Origin of the sequence: Methylobacterium sp. J-070 (assembly GCF_022829385.1) — a bacterium.
Classification (GTDB): domain Bacteria; phylum Pseudomonadota; class Alphaproteobacteria; order Rhizobiales; family Beijerinckiaceae; genus Methylobacterium.
In genome coordinates this window covers 1-25,742 of record NZ_JAKSXX010000307.1, presented here as the reverse complement: position 1 = coordinate 25,742, position 25,742 = coordinate 1, and the positions used below count along the sequence as shown (strand labels likewise).

Sequence of the window (25,742 nt, the reverse complement as noted above, 5' to 3'; positions counted from 1 at the left end):
TCGACGCGATCGCGCGAGGCTCGTCGGCGGCGGCGACCCGTGCCAAGCTGGCGCGATGACCCTCCTCGCCTATGCCGGCGCCGCGCTCGCGGAGATCGCCGGTTGCTTCGCGTTCTGGTCCTGGCTGCGGCTCGGCCGCTCCGTCTGGTGGGCGCTGCCCGGTCTGGCCTCGCTGGCGGCCTTCGCCGGCCTGCTGACGCTGGTGGACAGCCCGGCGGCGGGTCGCACCTTCGCGGCCTATGGCGGCGTCTACGTGGCCGCGTCGGTCCTGTGGCTGTGGCTCGCCGAGGGCCAGCGGCCCGACCGCTGGGATCTCGCGGGCAGCGTGGTCTGCCTCGCCGGGACGGCGCTTATCCTGCTCGGGCGCCGGGGATGAGGCGGGTTCGGCGCGCGTCGCGAGGGCCCGAGGGCCTGCCACACTCGCGACGCGATCAGGGCCGGCCCTAGCGGCCCATGGCGTAGAATTCGGCGTTGGGCCGCAGATCCGCCACGCTGGCGAGCCGGTTCGACAGGGCGAAGAGCGCGGTGATCGCCGCGATATCCCAGATGTCGTCCGGGCTGAACCCGTGCCCGGCGAGGGCCGCGTGGTCCGCCGCGTCGATGGTCTGGGAGGTTGTCGCGACCTTCAGCGCGAAGGCCAGCATGGCGCGCTGGCGCGGGGTGATGTCGGCCTTGGCGTAATTGATCGCGACCTGATCGGCGATCAGCGGGTCCCTGGCCCGGACCCTGAGGATCGCCCCGTGGGCGACGACGCAGTAGAGGCAGTCGTTGGCGGCGCTGGTCGCCACCACGATCATCTCGCGCTCGGCCTTGGTGAGGCCGCCGGCCCGGTCCATCAGCGCGTCGTGATAGGCCATGAAGGCGCGAAACTCGTCCGGCCGGTGCGCCAGCGCCAGGAAGATGTTGGGCACGAAGCCGGCCTTCTCCTGCACCAGCGCGATCCGGGCGCGCAGGTCCTCCGGCATCTCGGAGAGCTTCGGTACCGGGAAGCGGCTGACCGGGGCGTCCTCGCGCATGATCGTCCTCCAGAAAGGCGTGCCTTGGTGAAACCAAGCGTTCACGATACGTACGGCAGCCTCGGGCCGTTCGTCGAGCCGTGGAGCATCATGTCCAGCCCCGTCCGAATCCTCGGCATCGATCCCGGCCTCCGCCGCACCGGCTGGGGCCTGATCACCGCGCAGGGGAGTAAGCTCACCTACGGCGCGTGCGGCGTCGTCACGTCGGACGGCGATCTGCCGCTGGCCCTGCGCCTGCGCGAGCTGTTCGAGGGGATCGGCCGCGTCGTCGAGGCCACAACGCCCAACGAGGTCGCCGTGGAGGAGACCTTCGTCAACAAGGACGCGCAGGCCACGCTCAAGCTGGGCCACGCCCGGGCGATGGCGCTTGTGGTGCCGGCGCTCGCCGGGCTTCCGGTGTTCGAGTACGCGGCGAACCTGATCAAGAAGACCGTGGCCGGCTCGGGCCATGCCGAGAAGGCGCAGATCCAGGCGATGGTGCGCTTCCTGCTCCCGAAGGCCGAGTTCCGGGTCGCCGACGCCGCCGACGCGCTCGCCATCGCGATCACCCATGCGAGCCATCGGGATGCGCATGCCCTCCGCCAGGCGCACCTGCCGGGCGGCAAGCGTCGCAGCCTCACCGGCCAGGCGGCCGCGGGACAGGGTCTCGAAGGACAGGGCTTCTCCGCCGCCGCCGCCGCGCGCATCGAGGCGGCGCTGGCGAAACAGGGCTGACGGGATCGGGAAGGACTTGGTGGGGGAAGTAGGACTCGAACCTACGAAGCTTACGCAGCGGATTTACAGTCCGCCCCCTTTGCCGCTCGGGACATTCCCCCAAGGCGGGTTTTTCACCCGCGGCGCCCTTATGGTGAGGGGCTGGCCGGGTGTCAACGCTTGTGGTGCCCCGATCCGGGCCACGATCTCGGGTTCACGCGACCGCGCCGCGGCCCGAACCGGCAATCTCTTCACCCCACGATTGCGGAGCCGGGCCCGGTGACGTTGCGCCGGCTGGGGTGGGCTGATCCGGCATCGGCAGCGGGTCGCCCTGTGCCGGGGGGTATCGGCCCCCCGCGCAGCGGCACGCCCGCCGCCGACCGGCTGACATCGGAAGAAAACGCGAACGTTCCGGGACTCGAGGGATTCACAAAGGAATCGCGATCCGTCACGGTGGCCGGATGTCGCCCTGCTTCGCCGGCCGTTGACCCGCCCCGTCCCGTCCCTGCGGTCGCACCAGCGCACGCTGATGGCCCTCGTCGCCGCCATGGCGGGCGGGGAGGCGTCCGGCGTCCGGAACATCCTGGCCGCGGTGACGCCCGGCGGCGGCAAGTCGCTGCTGCCGGTGATCGCCGCGCACCGGCTGATCACCGCGGGTCTGGTCGAACGGGTGGTCTGGGTGGTGCCGCGGGATTCCCTGCGGCTACAGGCCGAGGAGGCGTTCGCCGATCCGCTCTGGCGGGCCGCCTTCGGACATGCCCTGAGCGTTCGGGCGGCCGACAACGAACGCGATCCCGCCCGCGGGCTCGCCGGCTATGTCACCACCTATCAGGCGGTCGCCGCCGCCCCGGCGCTCCACCTCGCGGAGGCGCGGGCGCGCCGCACCCTGCTGGTGGTCGACGAGGTCCATCACCTGCCGGCGCCCGGCCGTCAGGGGGCCGACGAGGCGTCGCCCGAGGACGGCGAAGCGGGCGCGTGGTCCCGGGCGATGCTGCCGGTGATGGAGGCGGCCGCTTGCCGCCTTTACCTGTCGGGGACGCTGGAGCGGGCCGACGGGCGCCGAATCCTCGGGCTGCCCTATCGGCCCGCCGCGCCGGGCCGGGGGCCGGAACTCGACCTCGACGCGCCGGGGCTCGCGGTGATCGGCTATTCCCGGGCGCAGGCCCTCGCCGAGCGGGCGGTGCTGCCGGTGACCTTCGGGGCCATCGACGGCGAGGCGAGCTGGCTGGAGGGCGGGCGGATCGCCGGGGACAGCCCCCGGGTCGGCCCGCACCGTCTGGGTGCGGGATCGGTGCGCGTCACCACCCGGCCGGCCCTGTTCACCGCCCTGCGGACGGGCTTCGCCCGCGATCTCCTGAGCGAGGCGTTCTTCGCCACGAAAAGGCTGCGGGCCCGGCGCCGGGACGAGCGGTGCATCCCCGCCGGGGAGCCGGCGCGGGGGCTCGGCAAGCTGCTCGTGGTCGCGCCGGACCAGTCGAGCGCCCGGGCCTATCTCGCGACCTTGCGGAGCTGGATGCCCCCGGGGCAGGGGGAGCGCGACGTCCGGCTCGCGACCTCCGGCCAGGGGGACGCTCACGCCGCGCTTGCCGCGTTCCGGCTGACGCCGGAGCCGGCCGTCCTGGTGACGGTCGCCATGGCCTACGAGGGTCTCGACGCCCCCGAGGTCTCGGTGGTCGCGGCCCTCACCCATATCCGCTCGCGGCCCTGGCTGGAGCAGATGCTGGCGCGGGCCACCCGGGTCGATCCGCAGGCCGGGTCGTACGACGCGCAGCAGGCGCTGATCTTCCATCCCGACGACCCGCTCTTCGCCCGCTTCCGCCTGGAACTCGAGACCGAGCAAGGCAGCAGCGTGCGGCCCCCGCGCGAGCGGCCGGCGGGGGCGCTCGTCCCCGAGCGGACCCACTGGCGCGACGAGGAGCCGGCCGGGATCACACCCCTGGAGAGCAACGCGATCGGCCTTCGCTACGCGCTGCTGCGCCCGCGCCTCGCCGAGCCCACCCCGACGCCGCCGGCGCCGGAACCGCCGTCCATCACCGAGCGGACCCTGCGTCAGCGGCTCACCGCCGCGGTGGCCGTGCAGGCGGTGGAGGACGAGGCATCCCTTCGGGTGCCCCGAGGCGGCAACCTCGCCCACCGCTACAATGCCGTCCTGAAACGCGTCCTGGGCAAGGGCCGGGCGACCATGACCCTTCCCGAGCTGGAAGCGGCGCTCGCCTGGCTTGAACGCAACCGGCTCTCGGACCATCTCGACCAGCTCGACGGCGATGCCCGCTACGCATGGTCCGCCCGCCAACGCCGCGGCCGCTGGCAGCCGCAGCGCGCCGCAGGCCGCTGACCCGCCGGGATCCGCCAGGAGAGCGTCGTGACCGAGACCCTGCCCGCCGCCTTCACCGCAGCCCTGACCGAGGCCGCGCCCCCGGCGACGTGGCCGGCGCCGCTGGCCGCGCTCTGGTGGCTCGCCAGGGACCCGTCCGGTCCCGGTTCCGCGGCATGGGAGCGGGCCCACGCCCTCGTGCAGGACACGACCGGCCCCGACGCGGCCTGGGTGCACGCGCATCTCCACAGGATCGAGGGGGACGCGGGGAACGCGCTCTACTGGTACGCCCGCGCCGGCCGGGCGGTACCGAGCGGCACGTTGACCGAGGAGCGGACCGCCATCGTCTCCGCCCTGTCGGATCCCGCCTGATCCGCCACCGTGCGACGGATCGGTTCCGGCGCCTGCGCCGTTTCTGGCCGCGACCGGGTGGGTGTTTCTTACTAGAAGGCGATTTTACGGATCATAATCTACTAGAAGTATCGGAACGCGAAGCCGCAATGGCGGTGTCGGCGGCGACGCGGTGCGCCCTCACGCTTGGACTGATCTCACAACTTCAGATTAAGTCGCGTCGATCCCGAGGATGTGTCCCGGGCGCACGATTTGAACTCTGGCCAATCCTTTCAGTCTACGTTCTTTAATGACTCGCTTGGCGTCGAAAACTGATTATGGGTATGTGTCTCGGTTTCGGACTCAGGGGAAAACGCTGGTCACCATGATGAGCCTGGTTTGTCTTGCCTGCGGTGTGGCTCTCGCAGGCGTCTCGTTAAGCGTCCCGGCGCGCTCCGCCGCCCTGGAGCGCTGGAGCGGTGTCTGCCTCGTGCTCGGCCTGGGACTGCTCGGCGTCGCCCTGCACGGCGCCCGCGGTTAGCGCATTTTATATATGATGCGGCTTACGAACCGCGACGCGCTCTTCTGCCCCTTGCGGGGAGGGGAGGCGCGCTCAGACCGTCAGGCGCGTGATCCAATTCAAATCGAAAACGCTGTCGCGCGGTCCACGACCGTGCCGCATCAGCGTCGGCACGGCAGCGGTCCTTCGGCCGGTCCGAGCCACGCGGGGAGCCACCTAAAGCCGCGACGCACCCGCTCCCGCGTAGATTCGAGCCTCGTTCCGAGGGTGGATAACCGGCGCCCGGGTGAACGGCCGCGTCCCGCCGCGGGCCCGCCGACCCGGTTGGCGATATCCCCTCAGGCTTGGCTCGGGGCGGGCTCCCGGGCCCGGCTGCCGCAGGTGGAGCAGAAGCGTTCGAACGTGCTCTTGCGATGGTCGCAGGCGGGGCATCGCTCGAACAGCCCGATCCCGCAATGCGGGCAGAAATTCGCATCCGGGCTGGCGAGGTCGACAGGGCGCTCGCAGCCCGGACAGACCTTCTTGGCAAGGCGAAGCAGGGCCTGATCGGTGGCGATCTCGGTCCGTCGCTCCTGGTCGGGGCGGGCTTCGGCCGCCTGCTGGCGGTCCCGATAGGCCTGGAGGGCGTTGATCGCCACGCGCCCGGCCACGAGGGTCACCACGACCCCGACGCCGTAATGGACGTAGCCGCCGTAGCTCGGCAGATACGGCACCAGCTCGACGAAGAACGCGAAGGCGGCCGCCAGCGCGAACCCCCACACGAAGGGCCAGTTGCGGGGGGTCCGCCGTTTCAGCAGCAGCCAACCCGCCAGGATCAGCGGCGGGAGCGTCACGGCGAGCCGGTAGCCGAAGACCCGCAAATCCTGCCCCCGCTCGGCGGCGAGGAGTTGCTGCTCGGCCCCGGCGCGCTGCTCGCCCTCGGCGGCCGTCAGCGCCGATTCCTTCTGCGCGAGGCCGAGATCTTCCTGAGCCAGGGTTTCCAGCTGTTCCTCGACGCGCCGTTCGGCGGCCTTCAGCGCGTCGAGCTGGCGTGTCCGGGCGACGAGCTCGGGATCCTGGTCGACGCGCTGGGTCGCATCGCGGGTCTTCAACCAGTTGGCGAAGGTCTCGCGGGCGGCCGCGGAGGCCGACCGCGCCGCATCCAGGGCGAGTTCCACCTGATCCGTCTGCCGGCGTTTGTCGCTTCGGTCGCGGCGGACCTGCTTCAGGGCCGTCGCGGTGGCATCCGCCTGTGCGGGGTCGAGGAACTGTTTGAGCGTGTAGCGGTGCTCGACCTGCGGGAGGTCGCCGACGACCAGGGAACCGAGACCGATCAGGAAGCCCGCGAAGGCGAGGGCCACCAGCCAGAGGACGAGCGTGAAGGAGCGCTCGGACAGACTGACACCTGATCTCAAGGCACGATCCTCGGCAGCGCGCGGCGAACGCGACGGCGTTTGACGTCATGCGGGCAGCCGCCCGGATCGGGGCGGCCCGATCGGCCCGCGCCGTGAGGGGCCGCCCCCCCCCCGCGATCTCCCGCCGGGTCGGCATCCGTCCGGCGACGCGGCCGAGCTTAGAGCCGGTGCCGTTCCCGGTGCAATCTCCGGGGCCGCACGTCTCGGCGGGCGCTCGCACCGGGACGGGACCGGGGCCGGCAGAGTGCCCTCGCGGGTGAGAACACCCGCGCGATCGGGGGTCTACCGGCCTTCGCTGAGGCCGGCCGCGCGGGAGCGGCCTGTCCGGGCGCGCGGTCGGTTCGGGTCCCGCAAGGGCCGACGCACGGAACGTCAAGCCGCAAAACCTGTTGTCTGGCCGCCCGGCACGAATGGTCGGGCCTCGTGAATCGGAGCGGACCTATGAGCCTCCTCGGCAGCATCGTCAGCAAGATCCTGCACCCGTTCGGCGGCGGAACCGCGGACGCCGCACCCGCGCCGACCACGGGCTCGGGTGGAGCGGCCAGCTCCGGCACCGCTTCGGCTCCGGGAAGCGCCGGTGGCGGCGAACCCGTGGATGTCGCGGCGGTCCTCACCGGCCTCGCCGAGAAGAACTCGCAGACGCTCGACTGGCGCCACTCCATCGTCGACCTGATGAAGCTGCTCGGCCTCGATTCCGGACTCGCCGCGCGCAAGCAGCTCGCCGACGAATTGCACTATACCGGCGACAAGGAAGACTCGGCCACGATGAACATCTGGCTGCACAAGCAGGTCATGCAGAAGCTCGCCGAGAACGGCGGCAAAGTCCCGGACGACCTCAAGCACTAGGTCGTCGCGTCAGCTCGGCCCGGATCACATCCCGGCCGACCCCAGCGAGAGGGGCCCGCGTCAGCGGGCCTCGAGCGCCCCCGGATGTCGCGGCGATCCCCGAGCAGCTCCGTCCGGGCTTCCGCCGCGCTTCGGCACCCCTGGGATGCGGGATCGATCGGGATGGGTTCGATCGCCCGACCCACGACTTGTCCGGGTCAGCGGCCGGTCCGGACCCGCGTCCAGAGCCGCGTGACGAAGCGCTGGGTGCGGTCGTCCCAGGCCGTATTGGTCGACAGGCGCTGCATGGTCGCCTCGTCCGGATAGATGCCGGGATTGCTCAGGATCTCGGGCTTCACCAGCTTCTTCGCCGCGAGGTTGCCGCTGGCATAGGTGACGAAGTTGGTGTTGGCCGCCGCCACGTCGGGCCGCATCATGTAGTCGATGAAGGCGAGCGCCTCGGCCGGGTGCGCGGCGTCCTTCGGGATCGCGAACGTGTCGAACCACATCAGCGCGCCCTCCTTGGGCACCACGTAGGCGATCTCGATCCCGTTCTTGGCCTCCTCGGCGCGGCGCTTGGCCTGCATCACGTCGCCGGAATAGCCGACCGCCACACAGATATCGCCGTTGGCCAGGGCCTGGATATACTCCGAGGAGTGGAACTTCCGCACGGTGCCGCGCACCTTGTACAGGGCGTCGGTCACGAGGGTCATGTCGTCCCAGCGCTTGGAATCGGCCTTGGCGCCGAAGGCCGGGAGCATGCTGGGGATCAGGTCCTCGGGGGAGTCGAGCATCATGATCCCGCACTCCTTGAGCCTGTTCGCCGAGGCGGGGTTGAGGATCGCGCTCCAGGAATTCATCGGCGCGCTGGAGCCCAGGCGCTCGCGCACGGCAGCGACGTTGTAGCCGATCCCGGTGGTGCCCCACATGTAGTCGACGGCGTAGGTGTTGCCGGGATCGTAGACCGCGAGGCGGCTGCTGATCTCCGGCCAGAGATTGCCGAGGTTCTTCAGCTTGGACTTGTCGAGGGGCAGGAAGGCGCCCGCCCGGATCAGCCGCTGCAGGTACGGCCCGGACGGCACGACGATGTCGTAGCCGGACCGCCCCGCCAGCAGCTTGGTCTCCAGGATCTCGTTGTTGTCGTAGGTGTCGTAGACGACCTTGATGCCGGTCTCGCGCGTGAAGGCGTCGAGCACCGCCGGGTCGATATAGTCCGACCAGTTGTAGATGTTGACGACCCGCTCCTCGGCGGCGGCGGCGGGACCGACGGCTGCCGGGCCGAAGCCCAGAAGGAGGGCGGCCGCGACGGCCGCCAGGGCGAGGCGGCGGAGGCCGGTCACCGGCTCCTCGCGGCCACGACCACGATCTCGACGAGGTATTCGGGCCCGGCGAGCCTGGCCTCGACGGTGGCGCGGGCGGGGGGGTTGTCCTGCGCGACCCAGGCGTCCCAGGCGGCGTTCATCTCCGCGAAGGTCGCCATGTCGGCGAGGTAGATCGTGGCCGAGAGGATCCGCGCCTTGTCGCTGCCGGCGGCGGCCAGCAGCCGATCGATCTCCGCCAGGATCTGCTGGGTCTGGATCGTCACCCCGGTGCCGACCGTGTCGGCGGCCACCTGCCCGGCGAGGTAGACCATGTCGCCGAAGGCGACCGCCTGCGACATCCGCTTGCCCGGCTCGATCCGCTGCACGTCCATGCCCAACTCCGTCACCTCAGAACCGGCATATCTGCCGCCGCACCGGGCCGGCCGTAAAGGCCGGCGGGTCCGCGCGCCACGGCGCCCCGAGGAAAATCGTCATCGCGACCGGGGGTGCGGGCAACCGTCGCGGGTCCCAGAACGTTCTGCCGGCATCGTCAATCACGCCTTGGGGTTTGTCATGGGTATCCTCTGGACCATCATCATCGGGTTCCTCGCCGGCGTCATCGCCAAGTTCCTCATGCCGGGCCCGAACGAGCCGGCGGGCTTCATCCTGACCACCATCCTGGGCATAGTCGGCGCCTTCGTGGCGACCTTCCTGGGCCAGGCGATCGGCTGGTACGGACCGAACCAGGGCGCGGGCTTCATCGGCGCCATCGTGGGCGCCGTGGTCGTGCTGTTCATCTACGGCCTGATCGCCGGCCGCCGCACCACGACCTACTGACCGGCCCGCAACCGGCCTGAAACGCGAGGGGCGCCCCGAGGGGCGCCCCTTTTCGTTTGCAGTCCCGGGCTCAGAAGTGCTCGGACGCCGCCTTCACGGCGCAGTGGCCGGTCGCGCCCCGCACCGCCAGCCCGACGCCGACCACCAGGGCCAGCAGGCTCAGGAGCTTGTTGGGGCGGGGCTGCGCGGCGGCGGCGGCGATCCCGAGGCCCAGAGCCACCGAGACGGCGCGCTCGGTGGTGGACAGGTTCGGCTGCCCGCTGAAGATGTCGTGCATCATGTCGTTGGCCATGGAGAATTCCCTGCTGTGCGGTCGCCGGGCGAACGCGGGCGCGCCGGTCGCGTTCCCGCCGCCGGCCGAACGGGAGGTGGTGGATGCCACGAAAGACGTCGCGCGCGCGGCCGGTTCAGGCCGATCTCCGCGCGCCCGCCGGACGCAAGGCCTTCGAGCACGCCCGCGCCGATCGTCTGAGCCACACAGTGCCCGATCTTGTGGCCCGGGGCGGCACGATCACGCGCTGCATGGGCGGGCCGCTCCCGCAGGACGGCCGCACTCCGAGACGGCGACAGGCACGCGGGCAACGGCGGGACGTTGCTCGGCAAGCAGCTCTCGCCGTTCGTGGACGCAGGCGGGGGCCGCAAGGCCGGGCGCATGCTGAAGCCGTGGCCCTTTAACAGCAAAGGCGCGGCCCCGGAGGGCCGCGCCTTTGCGGACGGTTCGCGCCGGCCGTGGCCTGCGCGGTTGCGTGCGGGCGCTTACTCGCCCGCCTCGCGGCGACGCTCGCCCCGGTGGCGGCCGCCCTCGCGGGGCTCGCGCGGCTCGTCGCCACGCTCGGCCCGGTCGGCGTCGCGCTGGGCCTTCACCTTCTCGGTGATGTCCTCGCCGGTCTGCTGATCGACGACGCGCATGGACAGGCGGATCTTGCCGCGGTCGTCCTGACCGAGGAACTTCACCTTCACCTTCTCGCCTTCCTTGACGACGTCGGTCACCTTGGCGACCCGCTGGGCGGCGAGCTCCGAGATGTGGACGAGGCCGTCCTTGGCGCCGAAGAAGTTCACGAAGGCGCCGAACTCCATGCACTTCACGATCGTGCCGTCGTAGATCACGCCGATCTCCGGCTCCGCCACGATCGAGCGGATCCAGTTGTAGGCCGCCTTGATCGCCTTGCCGTCGGCCGAGGCGATCTTGACGATGCCGGTATCCTCGATGTTGATCTTGGCGCCGGTCTTCTCGACGATCTCGCGGATCACCTTGCCGCCGGTGCCGATCACGTCGCGGATCTTGTCGGTCGGGATCTGCATCGTCTCGATGCGCGGCGCGTACTCGCCGAGCTCCGGACGGGCGGCCGTGAGGGCCTTGGCCATCTCGGCGAGGATGTGGGCGCGGCCGTCCTTCGCCTGGTCGAGGGCGACCCGCATGATCTCCTCGGTGATGCCGGCGATCTTGATGTCCATCTGGAGCGAGGTCACGCCCTCGTCCGTGCCGGCCACCTTGAAGTCCATGTCGCCGAGGTGATCCTCGTCGCCCAGGATGTCGGACAGGACCGCGAAGCGCTCACCCTCGAGGATGAGGCCCATGGCGATGCCGGCCACCGGACGGCGGAGCGGCACGCCGGCATCCATCAGCGACAGCGAGCCGCCGCAGACCGAGGCCATCGACGACGAGCCGTTCGACTCGGTGATCTCCGACACGACGCGGATCGTGTAGGGGAACTCGTGGGCCGGCGGCAGCACCGGGCGGATCGCCCGCCAGGCGAGCTTGCCGTGGCCGATCTCGCGACGGCCCGGGGAGCCCATCCGGCCGGTCTCGCCGACGCTGTAGGGAGGGAAGTTGTAGTGGAGCAGGAAGCGCTCCTTGTAGGTGCCGTCGAGCGAGTCGATGAACTGCTCGTCCTCGCCGGTGCCCAGGGTCGCGACCACGAGGGCCTGGGTCTCGCCGCGGGTGAACAGCGACGAACCGTGGGCGCGCGGCAGCACGCCGACCTCGGAGACGATCGGGCGGACGGTCTTCAGGTCGCGGCCGTCGATGCGCGAGCCGGTGTCGAGCACGTTCCAGCGCACGACCTTCGACTGGGCCTCCTTGAAGGCGGCCTTGACCTTCTCGACCGGATACTTCTCGGCGCCCTCGGGGCAGAGGGCGGCCATCACCTTCGCCTTCACGGCGTCGACGGCGGCGTAGCGCTCCTGCTTGACGGTCTTGGTGTAGGCGGCGCGGAGTTCCGCCTCGCAGACCTCCAGGACCGCCTTCTCGACCTCGGCGTTCTCGGGCGCCTTGAAGTCGCGCGGCTCCTTGGCGGCCTTCTCGGCCAGGCGGATGATCGCCTCGATCACCGGCTGGAAGTGCTTGTGGCCGAACATCACGGCGCCGAGCATCACGTCCTCGGAGAGCTCCTTGGCCTCCGACTCGACCATCAGCACGGCGTCCTGGGTGCCGGCGACGACGAGATCGAGGCTCGACTCCTCCTTGGTCTCGGTGACCAGCGGGTTCAGCCGGTAGCCGCCGTTGATGTAGCCGACGCGGGCGCCGCCGATCGGGCCCATGAACGGCACGCCCGAGAGGGTCAGGGCCGCGGAGGCCGCCACCATCGCGACGATGTCGGGATCGTTCTCGAGGTCGTGGGTCAGGACGGTGACGACCACCTGGGTGTCGTTGCGCCAGCCCTCGATGAACAGCGGGCGGATCGGGCGGTCGATCAGGCGGGAGACCAGGGTCTCCTTCTCGGAGGGGCGGCCCTCGCGCTTGAAGTAGCCGCCCGGGATGCGGCCGGCCGCGTAGGCCCGCTCCTGGTAGTTCACGGTCAGCGGCATGAAGTCGATGCCGGCCTTCGGCTCCTTCGTGGCGACCACGGTGGCGAGCACCGAGGTCTCGCCGTAGGTGGCGACCACGGCGCCGTCGGCCTGCCGGGCGACCTTGCCGGTCTCGAGGACGAGCTTGCGGTCACCCCACATCAGCTCTTCGCGTTGGACGTCGAACATTCTCAATCTCTTCCTTGCCTGCGGCGGGCCCGGCCCGGCGCCGCCCGGGGGCAAGACGGCGAGACACTCCGCTTTGGGAAGCGTCTCGCGATCCTGCCCCGATGCCGGCGCCTCGAAGCGGCCCGTTTGTCGGGAGGCCGGACCCATTCCGGCAGCCCGCGATGGTGAAACGCGGCCCCGGGCCGGGCCCGGGACCGCGCGAGACGTGCCTTAGCGGCGGATGCCGAGACGCTCGATGAGGGCGCGGTAGCGGGCCTCGTCCTTGCGCTTGACATAGTCGAGCAGCGAGCGGCGCTGCGAGACCATCTTCAGCAGGCCCCGCCGGGAATGGTTGTCCTTGGCGTGGGTCTTGAAGTGGCCGGTCAGGTTGGTGATCCGCTCCGTCAGGATCGCCACCTGGACCTCGGGGGACCCGGTGTCCTTGGCGTCCTTGCGGTTTTCCTTGATGAGCGCGGTCTTGCGCTCTGCCGTGATCGACATCGCATGCCTTTCGGGTTGTGCTGGTCGGATGCGGCGCCCCATCCGGGCGCGCGCGGGCTCGGCGTTCGGCCGGTGCCAGGATGTCGTCCAGCACGGTCACAGCGCCAAGCGGCTCAAGCCCCGCCCGGTAACCCGGTGCGAGGCCGGGCGATCCATACACGAAACCATCCGAGATGCCAGCCCCGGGGCAGGGCGCGGCCGAGCCGGTTCGCGGCGCGCTCCCCGCCGGCGCCCCGAGTGAACGGTTAACGCCCGCATGCTAGCGGGATTCCAGCACGAAACCCGGCCCGGCGATGAACGGCACCCTGTCGGATGCGTGCGGCGTCCTCGTGGCGACGCTGCTCGGCGTTCCCCTCGTCCTCCTGCCGGGCTACGCGCTCGGCACCCTGACCGGCATCCTCGGATTCCGCGCGCTGCCGCCCGGTCCGCGCTTCCTGTGCGCCGCCCTCCTGGGGATCGGGCTCCTGCCGGCCCTCGACAGCCTGCTGGTCCAGGCGGCGGGCGTTACGGCGGCGGCCCTGGCGAACGGCGCGCTCGGCGTCGCGGCCCTGCGCCCGGCGCTGCGGGACCTGCGCGGCCCGCTCGACCGGCCGGCCCTGGCGCTCGGCGCGCTCTGGCTCGGAGCCGTGGCCTACGCGCTGATCGACATCGATACCGGCACCGCCCTCTACCAGCCGATCACAATCATCGACCTCGTCAAGCACGCGGCCCTGACCCGGGCGATCGTCGAGAGCGGGCTGCCGCCGATGGATCCCTTCGTCGCCCGCCCGGAGCCGGCCAGCTACTATTACTTCTTCTACACGCTGGCCGCCCTGGTGGACCGGGTCGGAGGTCGGCTCGTCGACGGGCGCACGGCCTTCGCGGGGCTGACCTTCTGGACCGGGATCGCGCTCCTCGGCCTGCTGGACCGGCTGCTCGCGGTCTCGGGCCTCGTCCGGGAGGCCGGGCCGCGGCGGGTCCGCGCCGCCCTCCTCTTGCTGCTGCCGGCCGGCGGCCTCGACATCCTGCTGGTCGCCGCCGACAGGGCCACGTCCGGCACCTGGCTGCCGATCCCGGAATGGCTGAACGAGCAGGTCGTCAACTGGCCGACCTCCCTGGTCTGGGTGCCGCATCACGTGGCCGGGGCGCTGGCGGGGTGGCTCGGCCTCCTGGCGCTCGCCGAGGTCGCCGACCGGGTAAACCCCGAGCGGCGCGCGGAGGCCGCGGCGGTCGCCGCGGCGGGGGTGGCGTTCGCTTCCTGCGCGGGCCTGTCGGTCTGGGTCTGCCTCGGGGTGGCGGGTACCGCCGGGATCTGGCTCGCGCTGCTCGGGTTCGAGCGCCGCTGGCGCGCCGCGGCCCGGCTCGGGGCCGCAGGACTGCTCGGCACCGTCCTGGCCGCGCCCTACCTGCTCGGCCTCCTGTCGAGCCGGGCGGGGTCGGGCCCCGCGATCCGTCTCGCGGTCCGGCCGTTCGGGCCGCTCGAAGGCATCGCCGACGAGCCCGTCCAGAGCGTGCTGCGGACGCTCCTGCTGCCGGTCAACTACGCCTTCGCCCTCGGTGCGCTCGCCGCCGGGGCGCTCCTGTTCTGGCGTCTCGTCCCGCGCCGGGAGGCGCATGCGCGCGAGGCGGGGCGGCTCCTGACCCTCTGCGCGGTCGCGTCCCTGCTGATCGGCGGCTTCCTGCGCTCGGCGATCCTCTACAACGACCTCGGCTGGCGCGTCGTTCTCCTGGCCCAGGTCTCGGCCCTGGTCTGGAGCGCGTCGGCCCTGGTCCGGATATCCTCCGGGCCGCGGATCCGGCTGCCCGCGCCGATCGGCCCGCTGCTCCTCCTCGGATACGCGACGACGCTGTACGGCTTCGCCGGAATGCGGGCCTATCCCGCTGCCGGCCGGGCGGACTTCGCCTTCCTCAACAGCCGCCCCGGCATCGACCGGGATCTGCGCGTCGCCTATGCCTGGGCCGGCACGCACCTGCCCCCGGACCTCGTGCTCCAGGCCTCGCCGCTCGCCCCGCGGGTCTTCGCGTTCGGCCTCTACGGGCGCCAGCCCGTGGCGGTCGCCGACCGGAAGGCGCAGCTGTTCGGTGCCGGGCCCGACCGGGTGGCCGCGCGGATCGCCGACGTGGCGCCGATCTTCGGTGCGGACCTGACCGCCGCCGACGTGCGCCGCCGGGCCGCCGCGGCCGGCATCGGCGCGCTCGTCGTCACCGCTCTGGACGCGGCCTGGAGCGGCCCGGATGCCTGGATCTCGCGCGTGCAGCCGGTCTACGCGGGACCGCGGGTCCGGATCCTGCGCGTCGAGGACATCCATGACTGATCGCGCCGCCTCGAACCCGGGACGGACGCTGCGCTGGCTCGGCGCGCAGGCGCTGCTGCACGCGGGCGCCCTGGGTCTCGGCCTCGGCTGCTTCGTGCTGCTGTTCCAGACGGATCTCTGGTCCGGCGTGACGATCCTGTTCTACCGCGGCCTGATCCTGCTGGTGGTCGCCTTCCTGCTCACCCTCGCGGCCGTCGCGGCGCTGGCGGGGCTCGGCCGCCCCTGGGGCCTGCGCCGCAGCGACGCGCTGGCGGCGAGCGTGCTGTCGCTCTCCCTGAACCTGAGCGCGTTCGTGATCCTGCCCGTCACGGTCGACCGCTCCATCAGCACTTTCCTGCTCGGGCAGATGGCGGCCCACCCCGGCGAGAGCTTCAGCGCCGAGCGCGCCCGCGCGGTGTTCGAGACCGTCTATCTCGGCGAGTTCCGCCAGATGGAGCGGCGGCTGGCGGAGCAGCACGCCTCCGGTAACGTCGCCCCCGCGGCGGACGGCTACGTCATCACCCCGCAGGGCCGGGCCTTCATCCGCTTCGCCGGCCTCGTCGCCAGGGCCTTCCGCACCGACACCCGGCTGATCGCCGGCACGGGGCGCGGCGAGGCGGCCTCCACGCGGGTGTCCGCCGCGCCCGGTGACGCGGGCGGCGGCCTCGACGGCGACCTGCGGAGGTGATCCAATCCATCGACGGCGCTCCGCGCCCTCCCGATTCTGCGTGCGGCCGAGGGGGCGGGGCGCCGATCCCGGTGGACCCGCGCGGCCGAGCCGGCCGACGGGCACGGAACATGCCCGGCCGCGGCGCTCGGACGATGGGGCGACGACGGAGAGACGCGATGGCGGGATCCGCGGTGACGACAGGGACCGGCGACACGTCCGATCCGGGCCGCGAGCTCGCCCGGAGCCTCACCGCCCCCGGTCTCGTCGCCATCGGGCTCGGGGCCACGATCGGCGCCGGCATCTTCGTGCTCACCGGGACGGCGGCCGCGCAATATGCCGGTCCCGCGCTCAGCCTCTCCTTCGTCGTCGGCGGGATCGCCTGCGGCTTCGTCGGCCTGTGCTACGCTGAATTGGCGGCCATGATCCCGGAGGCGGGCTCCACCTACACCTACACCCGCGCGAGCCTGGGCCGGTTTCCCGCCTGGATGATCGGCTGGGACCTCGTGCTCGAATTCGCCGTGGCGGCCGCGACGGTCGCGGTCGGCTGGTCGGGGTACGCGCAATCGCTCGCGGCCGAGTTCGGCCTGCATCTGCCGCCGGCGCTCGCGGGAGCACCCGGCGACGGCGGCTACGTGAACCTGCCGGCCGCCGGCCTCGTCCTGGCCCTGACCCTCCTGCTGACGCGCGCCACGCGGGACGCCTCCCTGATCAACGGGCTCCTGGTGGCCTGCAAGGTCGCGATCATCCTGGCCTTCGTGGGCGTCGGCGCCGCGCATCTCAGGCCCGAACTCTGGCACCCCTTCGTGCCGGACAATGCCGGATCCTTCGGCGCCTTCGGCTGGAGCGGCGTGTTCCGCGGGGCCGCGGTGGTGTTCTTCGCCTTCGTGGGCTTCGAGACCGTGGCGACCGCCGCGGGCGAGTGCCGGGACCCGCAGCGCGATGCGCCCGTGGGGCTGATCGGCTCGCTCCTGATCACCACGGTCCTGTACGTGGCGATGGCGGCCGTGCTCACCGGGCTCATCCCGTATCGCGAGCTCGACGTCGCCGACCCGGTGGCCAAGGCGGTCGACGCCATCGGCCGGTCGGGCTTCGCGACGGTGATCAAGGTCGGCGCCCTGATCGGCCTGACCACCTCGGCGCTGACCGCCCTCTACGGACAGGGCCGGATCTTCTTCGCCATGGCGCGCGACGGGCTGCTCCCGGGGGTCTTCTGCGAGGTCCACCCGGTGACGCGGGCGCCTGTGGCGAGCCAGGTGGTGATCGGGCTGTTCACCGCGGCGGTGGCGGGCCTCGTGCCCATCGACATCCTGGGCGAGATCGTCAGCATCGGCACGCTCCTGGCCTTCAGCCTCGTCTGCGCTCTGGTGGTGATCCTGCGCCGGACCGATCCGGACCGGCCGCGTCCGTTCCGCGTGCCGGCGGCGACGCTCACGGCGGGGCTCGGAATCCTGTCCTGTGCGACGCTCATGGCCTCGCTTCCGGCCGATACCTGGATCCGTCTGGCGATCTGGCTGGCGATCGGACTGGTCATCTACGCCGGCTACGGCCGGCGCCACGCCCGCCTCAACTGATCAGGTTGATGGTGGCCTGCGTCAGGGTGCTGAGCGTGGTCGAGGCGTTCAGGCTCAACTCGTAGTTCCGAATCACCTGTTGCAGGTCCGCGTTCTCCGTGGTGGCGTTCACGTTGGGCAACCGGATGTAGCCCCTGGGATCCGCCGCGACGTTCGATGGGTCGTAGCGCCTGCGGAAATCGCCGGTGTCGCGGACGATCCGACCGACGGGATTGCGGTGGCTGTCGGCCACGACGGGGGCGAACACCGCGATCTTGCGGGCGTAGGGGGTCCCGCCGGGCGTCGTCGCGGCGGAGTCGGCGTTGGCGAGGTTCTCCGAGATCGTGCGGATCCGGCCGCCCTGCACCTGCCGGCCGGCGGCCAGCACGTCGGAGGCCGAATTGAGGGCGCTGGTGTCCGGCATGCGCGGGGCTTGATCGGGGGTGGACGAGAGTCAACGATCCTTTCCGGATCGGCTTAACGGCTGGTTAAGCGCTTCTCCCGCCCGGTACTGCCGCCGGGTCCCGACCGCTTCATGTCAAAGCGTCGATCGCCTTCTCGATCGGCATGAAGAAGGTTAGGGAGCCGATCGGGCATTCCTCGAACTCGGCATCCGTCCAGAACTTGCCTGCGGCGGCATCGAGCGCGTGCACGAGGATGGCGCGCACGCCGATCGTCTCGGACGCGTCGATGATCCGAACCAACGCATCCCGGAGCAGATCCTGCCCCAGGCCCGTCCCTCGGTAACGAAGGTCACGAGCCAACCGCCCAATGACCGCCACCGGAACCTGTTTCGGCATGCCCCGGGCGCGCTTGATCCTGCTCGGCATCGAGCCGCGCTCGACGCTGCCGCTCGCGATGCAGTAGTAGCCGACCACATCGACGCCTTCGCAGACCACATAGGTGCGCGCGGTCCGCCCCTCGCTGACGCCGGCTTGCTCCCGAATCCAGCCGTTGAGAGACGGCTCCCCGCAGTCGAAACCAGCCAAGCGATGACCTGCAGAGAGGCGAGCGGGCGCGGTCAGAAGCCGCTTCTGCATGGCAGGATGAGCCTTCACGTCTCCCACGGCGGACGCCGCTTCATCAGCGCCTTGAGGCGCGCGCCTGCAGAACGCGGGTTATCGAGCGCATGCGTGAAGGCGTCGTGTTGCTCGGCGGTCAACACGAAGAGGCGCTGGTCGAGGAGCACGTCGATCGCGTGCCGACGGGCGGTCTCGATCATGAATTCGGTGCGGGTCTTGCCGACGACGGACGCCGCCGTATCGATCAGCTCGCGCGTCTCCGTCTCGACGCGCAGGTTGATGGTCGAGCCACGGCGCGCCGGGTCCTGCCGCGCGGCGGGGCGTTCGGTGACATCCGGCATCGTCGCTACCTCCCGTCCAAGGCGTCACGCCACACTTCACCAACCGTATACACGATGTCAACACACTGCGCGGCCTACCGCATGCGTGCCGTCGCAAAGAGGTGATCGCGCATCGGACGCGGGACGCATCGGGAGATGCCACCGCGGCGCGGCAAGAAGAAAAACCGTATCAAAAGCTTGCTGCGGACAAGCCCGGAGTCGCGATCGGAGCTTAACGCGCCCCGCCGGAGAGGCTCAGCGCCTCCCGCAGGTCCCGGCCATCGGTCAGCCGGAGCCCCCGGCGGCGCAGGGAGGCGAGCAGCGCCCGGTCGGGGAACGGGCAGTAGGGCAGCACCGCCTCGGTCCGGCCCTCCGGCACGGCGCCGGTCCGGGCGATGGCGTCGAGCAGGCGGTCGAGCATGCCGAGCCCGTGGGCATGGAGGGCCACGCTCGCCCGGGTGGCGGTGGTGCCGGCCGGCAGCGGTACGCCCTCCTGCGCGAGGATCGCCCCGGTGTCGATGGTGGCGGCCAGCCGATGCAGGGTCATGCCGAAACTGTCCGGCCCGTCCGCGAGGGCGTGGATCGTCGGCACCGGGCCGCGGTGGCGCGGCAGCAGGCCGGGATGGCCGTTGATCCCGCCGAGACGCGCCAGCCCGATGGTCTCGGGCTTCAGGATCTGGTCGAAATGGTAGGTCAGGATGAGGTCGGGCGCCGTCTCGCGCAGGCGCTGGGCGACCTCCGGCCCGTTGACGTCGTCGACCGTCAGCGTCGGAATACCGAGGCGGCGGCAAAGGGTCCTGAGGGGCGTGGCCTCCGGTGCCCCGGTGCTGCCGGAGGCCGCCTGCGTCAGCGGCGCCAGCGGGCGCAGCAGGTCCGGCAAGCCGAAATTCACCGCGAGATACGGCAGGATCCCGACGCCGGACCGCGCGAGGTGCCGCCGGACCTGACCGGTCAGGCCCCCGCTCGACGGCCGCTCGGCGTTCGAGAGCCCCACGAAGGCGATGTCGGCGGGATGATCGGCCACGAGGCGGCGAACCGCGCGGGCGTTCGGCAGGGCCTCCAGGACGAACAGAGCGATCCGGGCGCGGGCCATCAGCGCCGCTTCCGCCGCTGGAACCGGAACGCGTAGAGACCGGCCTTCCGGACGCTCTCCGGCAGGAGCAGCACGGTGCGGGCGAGCGCCGCGAGGACGAACGGGAAGGCGATCACGTCGCGGTTGGCCGCGATGCCCTTGGCGATCCGGACGGCCGCCGCGTCGGCGCTGATCTCCAGCGGGCGCCAGCCCTTCAGCTCGCCGCCCATCGGCGTCTTCACGTAGCCCGGGGTCACGACGTTCACCTTCACGCCCCGGGGGCCGACCTTCTGGCGCAGGGCGAGGCCGTGGGCGACCAGCGCGGCCTTGGCGCCGCTGTAGGCCGGCGCGTCCTGCAGGGGAGCATAGGCGGCCAGCGACGACAGGAGGGCGATCTGGCCGCGCCCGCGCCGAAGCATCAGCGTCAGGGCGGGCAGCACCACGTTGAGCGAGCCGGTGTAGTTGATGTCGGCGGTCTCGAAGGCCACGTCCTCGGCCTCGACCTGACCTTCCTGATTGCCGCCGTTCACCGCGGCGTTGGCGATGACGAGGTCGAGGGGTGCGGCCGCGTCCGCAGCCCGGACGAGCGCCACGGCGGCGTCCCGGTCGCGGGTGTCGAGGCGGGCCGCCTCGACGGTCGCACCCTTGGCGCGGCAGTCCCGCGCGACCGATTCCAGGCGCTCGACGTTGCGGCCGACGAGGACAAGGCTCGTGTCGGCCTGCGCGTAGTGGCGCGCCAGCGCGGCGCCGATGCCGCTCGACGCGCCGGTGATCAGAATGCGAGGCATGCGGCGGGTGCTACGCCGCCGAGCGTGGAAAGATCAAGCTCGGGGACGGCCCGGCGACGGCGAAAGCCGTTTCAAAGGCCGCCGATCGGCCCCCGGCCGAGCCGGAATGCACGTCAGTAGACCGGCGCCAGCTCGCCGTTCCGCTCGGCGGCCTCGCAGATCGCCCGCGCCGCCGCCAGCATCGAATCGGGCAGGGCCGCCTCCATCCGCGGCACCGAGCCCGCCACGGCCCGGTCGATGGCTTCCTTGGAGAAGAAGCCGCCGTTGACCTGGGTCCGGTGCAGGACGACCCGGCGGAAATCGGCCATCAGGTCCATCTCCGGCGGGGTCGGGTTCCTCCAGAACCCGTCGAGGTCGCCCTGATGGGTCAGGCCGGCCATGTTGTAGATCGCGGTGCCGACCGCATGGGTCGGGCGCCCCATCTCGAGCGACAGCATGCCCACCGTCGAGTTGACGATGACCACGCCCCGGGCCCCCTTGATCAGCGCCGGCAGGTCGCCGCCGTCGATGAAGTCGAGGCGGTCGCTGACGCCGTGGCGCCGGGCCGAGGCGCGGGCGAACTTGCGCCAGTTGATCAGGCCGCTGTCGAGGGGATGCAGCTTGACCAGCAGCCGCGTCGGCGCCGCGGAGGCGTCCGCGAAGGACTTGATCACCCGGTCCATGAAGCCCTCGACGCCGAGGAACGGCGAGTGGACCCGGATCTGGTAGTCGCTGTCGAGCTGGAGCGGCAGCAGGAAGTAGTCGCAGCCGACGGCGCGGTAGATCTCGTCGCAGCGCGCCGCCTCCCTGCGCGTGTGGGCGCGCCGGGTGAACTTCTTGATCCAGCCCGCGTACTCGGCGGCGATATGGGTCGGCCGATGGCTGCGGAAATGCGGATAGAGGTAGGGGAACAGGACGTTGGCGAGGTTGTAACCGACGTCCCAGACGCTCCGGCGGGCCATGTCGCCGGTGGACGGCATCGCCCGGCCGGGCTGTGGCAGGCGCCGCGCCAGGGCCCGGATCTCGGCGGCCGTGCGCGGCAGGGACGAGAAGCCGTTCACGCCACCCAGCTCGCAGGTGATCCAGTTCGGGCGGATGTAGCCCTCCTCGAACACGTGGACCCTGAGGCCGCGGTACTCGGCGATCATCCGGGCGGCCTTGTGGAACGGCCGGCAATCGCCGAACAGCACGATGTCGGTGACGGCTTCGCGGGACAGGTAGGAATCGAGGTACTCGCCCCAGGCCTCCCGGCGGCCGCGGTAATTGTCGGCGTCGCCGCGCCAGAACAGCCAGTCGCCCGGGCACAGGTTGATGCGCCGGACGGTGTGTCCCCGGGCGCGCAGCGCCTTGCCGAGATCGGAGAAGAACGGCGTCGCGATGCCCTGCAGGAACAGGAAGGTCGCGGGGCGGTCACGGAGGGCGTCGGGGGCGGGCTGTTGCATTCCGCGGCGCTTCTATCCTTGACCCTGGGCCGGTCGGACCGACCCGGCGCGAGACGATGAGGTGGCACGGTGCCCGGCGGCGCCGCAATCCGAGCCCGCCCGTCGATACGGCTTTTCCGCACCGGCGTGGCCCGTCTGCAACGCTCGCGCGTCTGCCGCACCGGAACGGATTGAGCCGGCAATCACGGCGACGATATGTCCAAATCCCTTCCGACAGATGGCGCCGGTGACGCCTGCCACGATTATCCCCGTCTTACCCAGCCATCCCACGCCCGCGAAAATGCGCTACAGGCGGCCCCAACGGATCGCCCGACCGGAGCCGGACCCGCAGACCATGCCGCCTGACACGATCCCGTCGCTGTTCGCGACCGGCCGAACGATCCGCCGCCTGCGGGCGGAGATCGAGGCCGCGACGGGCCTCGCCTTCGCGCCGGCGCGGCGCGGCGCGGCCGGCGCGGTCTGGGGGGCCGGGCGCCTGCCCGGACCGCTGCTCGCGCTCGCCGGATGGCGCTGCCTCACCGTCGCACCCGGACCGCTCCTCAGCCCGTACGACACCCCGGAGACCGGGTTCTCGTCCCTGCGGATCGGGCTCGACGGCGCGCCGCTCGGCGGGGAGGGGGGTGTCCACTACCTCGATCCCTGGACCCGGGCGCCCATCGCCCGGGCCGCCTGCGTCGAGCGGGTCGAATGGCTCGCCGCGCGCTTCGCCGGGAACGAACGGCGCGTGATCTATGTCGGGATGTCCCGCTGGAAGCGGCCGGCCCTCGACGTGCTCGGCGCCGGACCCGCCGGGCCGCCGGTCCACGTGATGACCACCGAGGCCGCGATCGCCGCCGGACGGCGCCACCAGGGCCGCGTCCTGGCCTGGGCGACCCGGGCGCCGGGCCGGTTGGAGGATGCCTGCGCCCAGGCCGGGCTGCCGCTCGCCCGGGTCGAGGACGGGTTTTTGCGCTCCGTCGGCCTCGGCGCGAGCCTGCAGCCGGGCGCCTCCATCGTGGTGGACGACCTCGGCATCTACTACGACCCGCGCCGGGAGAGCCGGCTGCAGCGGCTGCTCGCCGAGGCGGCGTTCACCCCGGACCTCGTCGCCCGGGCAGGGCGCCTGCGGGAGGAGGTCGTGGCGCGCCGCCTGAGCAAGTACAATGTCGGCCTCGACGCGGCGGCGCTGGACTGGCCGTCGGGCCGGCGGATCGTTCTGGTGCCGGGACAGGTGGAGGACGACGCCTCGGTGCGGTACGGCTCGCCGCTGGTCCGGTCGAACCGGGCCCTCCTGGAGGCCGCGCGGCGGCGCAATCCCGAGGCCTTCCTGCTCTACAAGCCCCATCCCGACGTGGAGGCGGGCTTCCGCCCGGGCGCCATCCCGGAGGACGAGGCGCTGGCCCTCGCCGACCGGATCGTGCCCGGCATCAGCATCGTGGATCTGCTCGACCGGGTGCACCACGTCGAGACCATGACGTCGCTCGCGGGGTTCGAGGCGCTGATCCGCGGGCTCACCGTGGCGACGCACGGCCGGCCGTTCTACGCGGGCTGGGGGCTGTCGGAGGATCTCGCCCCGGGGGCCGACCGCGGCCGCAGGCTGAGCCTCGACGAGCTGGTGGCAGGCGCCATGATCCTCTACGCGCGCTACCTCGACCCCGTGGCGATGAAGCCGTGCCGCCCCGAGCAGCTCCTCGACCGCCTCACGGCGGCCCGGGACGCGGCCCCGCGCAACGCGCTCTCGATCGGCCGCGCCGCGCATCTGATCATGCGCGCGCGCTATGGGCTCCTCAACCCGGTCGTGCGGGCGCTGCGCAGCCGCCGCGGAGTCGGCGGCGACGCCGGCGGCGATCCGCGGTAGAAGCGCGCCTGGGCTCGCGGAATCCGGTCGTCCGAGACCTTCCTGCGACACCCAAGCGCGGGCGCCGGCTGCTAAAGCCGTGGGCCAGCCGCACGCCCCGGAGCCGAATCCGGTCATCCCGCATCAGGAATGGCCCTCAAGACCATGCCGACAGACGTCTTTTCCGCCGGATCGGACCGCGCCCCGGCGGCGAGCCCGCCCGCCCCACGCCGAGTGCTTGAGCCTTGACGACGTTCCTCATCGCCACCGCGATCGCACTCGGCTTCTGCCTCGTGCTCGAGGTCATCGCGGGCGATTCCATCGGCCGGGCGAGCCTGGCGCCGCGGGACCTCGCCCTGCGGCTCCTCGGCTACCTGCTGATCCTGCTGTTCTGGTTCGAGTTCTCCTGGCGGCCCTGGCTCGCCGGGTTGACCTGCGCGATCTCGGTGGGGGCGCTGATCGTGGTGAGCCGCGCCAAGCGTTCGGTGATCGGCGAACCCTTGCTGTTCAGCGACTTCGCCCTGCTTCCGCAGGTGCCGCGTCATCCGCAGCTCTACTACATCCCCCCTCTCTGGGACCCGCGGATCTCGGTGCCGGCGCTCCTGACGCTCGCGGCGACGATCCTCTGGTACCGGACCGAGCCGAGCGTGCTGCCGGCCGCCACGCTCCCGCGCATCGCGGCCCTGATCGGCCTGCCGCTCGGGCTCGGGCTGCTGGTCTGGGCCGCGCCGCGGCCGCCGCTCGCCCGGCTGATCGCCCGCTGGTTCCCGCACCCCGATCTGGAGCCGGACGTGGCCCGGGTCGGTCTGCCCGCGAGCCTGCTGGGCTACACCGCCCGGGCGCTGGCGGGCAGCGAGCCCGTGCCCGAGGCGCCCCCGCTGCCGCCCGGATTGGGTGACGACGTGGTGGTGGTGATCCAACTGGAATCGTTCATCGATCCGGAGCGCCTGGGCGGGCCGCCGCTGCCGGCGATGGACCTGTTCCGGGCCCGGGCCGCGCAATACGGGCGCCTGCGGGTCCCGGCCCACGGCGCCTACACGATGCGCAGCGAGCACGCGGTGCTCACCGGCCGCACCCCCGAGTCCCTCGGTTTCGGCCGGTACGATCCCTACACGTCGCGCAGCGGCGACGAGCCGACGAGCCTGGCGCGCCTCGCCCGCGGGCGCGGTTACGGGACCCTGTTCCTCCATCCGTTCCACCGGGACTTCTTCCGCCGGGCCCAGGTGATGGAGGCCTTCGGCTTCACCGACCTGGTGATGGGGGAAGCCTTCGAGGGCGCCCCGCAGGTCGGTCCGTATGTCGGGGACGTCGCCCTCGGTGAGCGCCTGCTCGCAGAGGTTCGGGCCCGGAGCCGGCCGCTGTTCCTGTTCTGCGTGACCATGGAGAACCACGGCCCCTGGAAGCCCGGGCGTCTGCCCGGCATCGACGATCCGCAGGCGCAGTACCTCCATCACGTCGCCCATACCGGGCGGATGGTGGAGGACGTCGCGGCCGGCCTGGAGAGCCTGGCGCGGGAGCGCGGCGAGACCATCACGCTCTGCGTGTTCGGCGATCACGCGCCGTCGCTGCCCACCTGCAAGCCGGGCTTCGGGGATCGGACCACCGACTACGCCCTGTTCCGCTTCGGCCACCCGGCGGCTCCGCCCCGGCGTCACGACCTCGCGGCGGATGCGCTGGGGCTGACGCTGCGGGAAGCCCTTGCCGCGGCGCCCGCCGACATCGCCGCCGCCACGTGATAAGGTCAAGCTTGTGCGCCCGAAGCGTGGCAGTGCCACGCTGGTGACGCATTACCGGCCGATAGCGTGGCCGCGTAGGAAGCGGCTTCCGCGGGGCCGTTAAAGCGATCGCAGCGTTTGGCGGTCAATCTGGATATCCCGGCCCGGGCCAAAGACGGCAGGGCGCCGGCGAGGAGAAGTCTCTGTGATGCTGCGTAAGACGGCGCGCACTGCCCTGATGGCCGCGGTCGCGGCCGGATCCGTCGGCGGCTGCACGTACCTGCCTGCGGCGGGTCCGACGGCGAGCGCGATCCAGTCGGGCGCGGAAGTGGCGACGCCGGACGGCGGGATCCTGGCGCGCTACGAGATCATCGACGTGACGCCGGCCGTGGTCGAGTCCCTGCGCGGC

Annotated in this window: 25 protein-coding genes, 1 tRNA gene and 1 pseudogene; 13 read left to right on the top strand and 14 right to left on the bottom strand. The window is 71.8% G+C overall.

All coding sequences use genetic code 11. The features are described 5' to 3' along the window. Nucleotides 1-55: 55 nt before the first annotated feature. Nucleotides 56-376 carry a YnfA family protein gene (locus MKL01_RS34920; RefSeq protein ID WP_243909750.1) on the top strand — a complete coding sequence of 107 codons (321 nt, stop codon included), beginning with the start codon at nt 56-58 and terminating at the stop codon, nt 374-376. Between the two features lie 67 nt (nt 377-443). On the opposite strand, the gene MKL01_RS34915 is transcribed toward MKL01_RS34920, so the two are convergent. Next, nucleotides 444-1,016, bottom strand: coding sequence for a peroxidase-related enzyme (locus tag MKL01_RS34915; RefSeq protein WP_243909749.1), 573 nt, complete (start codon nt 1,014-1,016; stop codon nt 444-446). Between the two features lie 90 nt (nt 1,017-1,106). Between MKL01_RS34915 and ruvC the strand changes: the two genes are divergently transcribed. Beyond that, nucleotides 1,107-1,730, top strand: coding sequence for a crossover junction endodeoxyribonuclease RuvC (ruvC, locus tag MKL01_RS34910; RefSeq protein ID WP_243909748.1), 624 nt, complete (start codon nt 1,107-1,109; stop codon nt 1,728-1,730). Between the two features lie 17 nt (nt 1,731-1,747). Here the strand turns inward: ruvC and MKL01_RS34905 are convergent. Beyond that, nucleotides 1,748-1,831, bottom strand: a tRNA-Tyr gene (locus MKL01_RS34905). 362 nt (nt 1,832-2,193) lie between these two features. On the opposite strand from MKL01_RS34905, the gene MKL01_RS34900 reads away from it, so the two are divergent. From MKL01_RS34900 to MKL01_RS34890, 3 genes are all read left to right on the top strand, one after another. After that, nucleotides 2,194-4,044: a DEAD/DEAH box helicase gene (locus MKL01_RS34900; protein WP_243909747.1), complete on the top strand. Its 1,851-nt coding sequence runs from the start codon at nt 2,194-2,196 to the stop codon at nt 4,042-4,044. A 27-nt stretch (nt 4,045-4,071) separates the two neighbouring features. Then, nucleotides 4,072-4,395, top strand: a complete 324-nt coding sequence (locus MKL01_RS34895; RefSeq protein ID WP_243909746.1) for a hypothetical protein — start codon at nt 4,072-4,074, stop codon at nt 4,393-4,395. A gap of 343 nt (nt 4,396-4,738) precedes the next feature. Further along, on the top strand, nt 4,739-4,894 hold the full coding sequence (locus MKL01_RS34890) for a hypothetical protein (RefSeq protein WP_243909745.1): 156 nt from the start codon (nt 4,739-4,741) through the stop codon (nt 4,892-4,894). A gap of 317 nt (nt 4,895-5,211) precedes the next feature. On the opposite strand, the gene MKL01_RS34885 is transcribed toward MKL01_RS34890, so the two are convergent. Continuing rightward, the gene (locus tag MKL01_RS34885) at nt 5,212-6,267 is read right to left on the bottom strand and encodes a double zinc ribbon domain-containing protein (RefSeq protein WP_243909744.1); all 1,056 of its coding nucleotides are present in this window, start codon (nt 6,265-6,267) and stop codon (nt 5,212-5,214) included. A 441-nt stretch (nt 6,268-6,708) separates the two neighbouring features. Between MKL01_RS34885 and MKL01_RS34880 the strand changes: the two genes are divergently transcribed. Continuing rightward, entirely contained in the window at nt 6,709-7,113 is a 405-nt protein-coding gene (locus MKL01_RS34880; RefSeq protein WP_243909743.1) for a DUF3597 domain-containing protein, read from the top strand. 197 nt (nt 7,114-7,310) lie between these two features. Here the strand turns inward: MKL01_RS34880 and MKL01_RS34875 are convergent, their stop codons facing one another. Both MKL01_RS34875 and MKL01_RS34870 read right to left on the bottom strand, forming a co-directional pair. Beyond that, nucleotides 7,311-8,432: a polyamine ABC transporter substrate-binding protein gene (locus MKL01_RS34875; RefSeq protein ID WP_243909742.1), complete on the bottom strand. Its 1,122-nt coding sequence runs from the start codon at nt 8,430-8,432 to the stop codon at nt 7,311-7,313. After that, the gene (locus tag MKL01_RS34870; RefSeq protein WP_243909741.1) at nt 8,429-8,785 is read right to left on the bottom strand and encodes a RidA family protein; all 357 of its coding nucleotides are present in this window, start codon (nt 8,783-8,785) and stop codon (nt 8,429-8,431) included. Before MKL01_RS34870 ends, MKL01_RS34875 begins: the two co-directional genes overlap by 4 nt. 181 nt (nt 8,786-8,966) lie before the next feature. Here MKL01_RS34870 and MKL01_RS34865 point away from each other — a divergent pair, with 181 nt between their 5' ends. Then, on the top strand, nt 8,967-9,230 hold the full coding sequence (locus MKL01_RS34865) for a GlsB/YeaQ/YmgE family stress response membrane protein (protein ID WP_012317940.1): 264 nt from the start codon (nt 8,967-8,969) through the stop codon (nt 9,228-9,230). 70 nt (nt 9,231-9,300) lie between these two features. On the opposite strand, the gene MKL01_RS34860 is transcribed toward MKL01_RS34865, so the two are convergent. From MKL01_RS34860 to rpsO, 3 genes are all read right to left on the bottom strand, one after another. Then, complete coding sequence (locus MKL01_RS34860; protein ID WP_012317941.1) at nt 9,301-9,522, bottom strand: YgaP-like transmembrane domain; 222 nt, start codon at nt 9,520-9,522, stop codon at nt 9,301-9,303. A gap of 464 nt (nt 9,523-9,986) precedes the next feature. Further along, entirely contained in the window at nt 9,987-12,206 is a 2,220-nt protein-coding gene (gene pnp / locus MKL01_RS34855; RefSeq protein ID WP_243909740.1) for a polyribonucleotide nucleotidyltransferase, read from the bottom strand. A gap of 210 nt (nt 12,207-12,416) precedes the next feature. Further along, nucleotides 12,417-12,686, bottom strand: a complete 270-nt coding sequence (gene rpsO / locus MKL01_RS34850; RefSeq protein WP_243909739.1) for a 30S ribosomal protein S15 — start codon at nt 12,684-12,686, stop codon at nt 12,417-12,419. A 293-nt stretch (nt 12,687-12,979) separates the two neighbouring features. Here rpsO and MKL01_RS34845 point away from each other — a divergent pair, with 293 nt between their 5' ends. From MKL01_RS34845 to MKL01_RS34835, 3 genes are all read left to right on the top strand, one after another. Continuing rightward, complete coding sequence (locus tag MKL01_RS34845; RefSeq protein WP_243909738.1) at nt 12,980-14,980, top strand: hypothetical protein; 2,001 nt, start codon at nt 12,980-12,982, stop codon at nt 14,978-14,980. After that, a complete protein-coding gene (locus MKL01_RS34840; RefSeq protein WP_243909737.1) occupies nt 14,973-15,647 on the top strand; it encodes a hypothetical protein in 675 nt (224 codons plus the stop codon). Before MKL01_RS34845 ends, MKL01_RS34840 begins: the two co-directional genes overlap by 8 nt. Nucleotides 15,648-15,805: 158 nt before the next feature. Next, nucleotides 15,806-17,200, top strand: coding sequence for an amino acid permease (locus tag MKL01_RS34835; protein WP_243909736.1), 1,395 nt, complete (start codon nt 15,806-15,808; stop codon nt 17,198-17,200). On the opposite strand, the gene MKL01_RS34830 is transcribed toward MKL01_RS34835, so the two are convergent. The 6 genes from MKL01_RS34830 to MKL01_RS34805 all read right to left on the bottom strand — a co-directional run bounded on the left by MKL01_RS34830 (nt 17,193) and on the right by MKL01_RS34805 (nt 21,802). Next, entirely contained in the window at nt 17,193-17,603 is a 411-nt protein-coding gene (locus tag MKL01_RS34830) for a flagellar biosynthesis protein FlgC (RefSeq protein ID WP_243909735.1), read from the bottom strand. The genes MKL01_RS34835 and MKL01_RS34830 overlap by 8 nt on opposite strands. A gap of 109 nt (nt 17,604-17,712) precedes the next feature. After that, the gene (locus MKL01_RS34825) at nt 17,713-18,219 is read right to left on the bottom strand and encodes a GNAT family N-acetyltransferase (protein WP_243909734.1); all 507 of its coding nucleotides are present in this window, start codon (nt 18,217-18,219) and stop codon (nt 17,713-17,715) included. A 14-nt stretch (nt 18,220-18,233) separates the two neighbouring features. Next, a complete protein-coding gene (locus MKL01_RS34820) occupies nt 18,234-18,542 on the bottom strand; it encodes a DUF1778 domain-containing protein (RefSeq protein ID WP_243909733.1) in 309 nt (102 codons plus the stop codon). A gap of 211 nt (nt 18,543-18,753) precedes the next feature. Then, complete coding sequence (locus MKL01_RS34815; RefSeq protein ID WP_243909732.1) at nt 18,754-19,614, bottom strand: formyltransferase family protein; 861 nt, start codon at nt 19,612-19,614, stop codon at nt 18,754-18,756. Beyond that, nucleotides 19,614-20,381 carry an SDR family NAD(P)-dependent oxidoreductase gene (locus MKL01_RS34810; RefSeq protein ID WP_243909731.1) on the bottom strand — a complete coding sequence of 256 codons (768 nt, stop codon included), beginning with the start codon at nt 20,379-20,381 and terminating at the stop codon, nt 19,614-19,616. The genes MKL01_RS34815 and MKL01_RS34810 overlap by 1 nt, the downstream gene beginning before the upstream one ends. 113 nt (nt 20,382-20,494) lie before the next feature. Beyond that, the gene (locus tag MKL01_RS34805) at nt 20,495-21,802 is read right to left on the bottom strand and encodes a capsule biosynthesis protein (protein WP_243909730.1); all 1,308 of its coding nucleotides are present in this window, start codon (nt 21,800-21,802) and stop codon (nt 20,495-20,497) included. Between the two features lie 334 nt (nt 21,803-22,136). Here MKL01_RS34805 and MKL01_RS34800 point away from each other — a divergent pair, with 334 nt between their 5' ends. The 3 genes and pseudogenes from MKL01_RS34800 to MKL01_RS34790 all read left to right on the top strand — a co-directional run. After that, nucleotides 22,137-23,639, top strand: coding sequence for a capsular biosynthesis protein (locus MKL01_RS34800; protein WP_243909729.1), 1,503 nt, complete (start codon nt 22,137-22,139; stop codon nt 23,637-23,639). A gap of 224 nt (nt 23,640-23,863) precedes the next feature. Further along, nucleotides 23,864-25,354, top strand: a complete 1,491-nt coding sequence (locus MKL01_RS34795; protein ID WP_243909728.1) for an LTA synthase family protein — start codon at nt 23,864-23,866, stop codon at nt 25,352-25,354. A 187-nt stretch (nt 25,355-25,541) separates the two neighbouring features. Beyond that, nucleotides 25,542-25,742: pseudogene (locus tag MKL01_RS34790) on the top strand (sugar transporter); the annotation flags it as partial.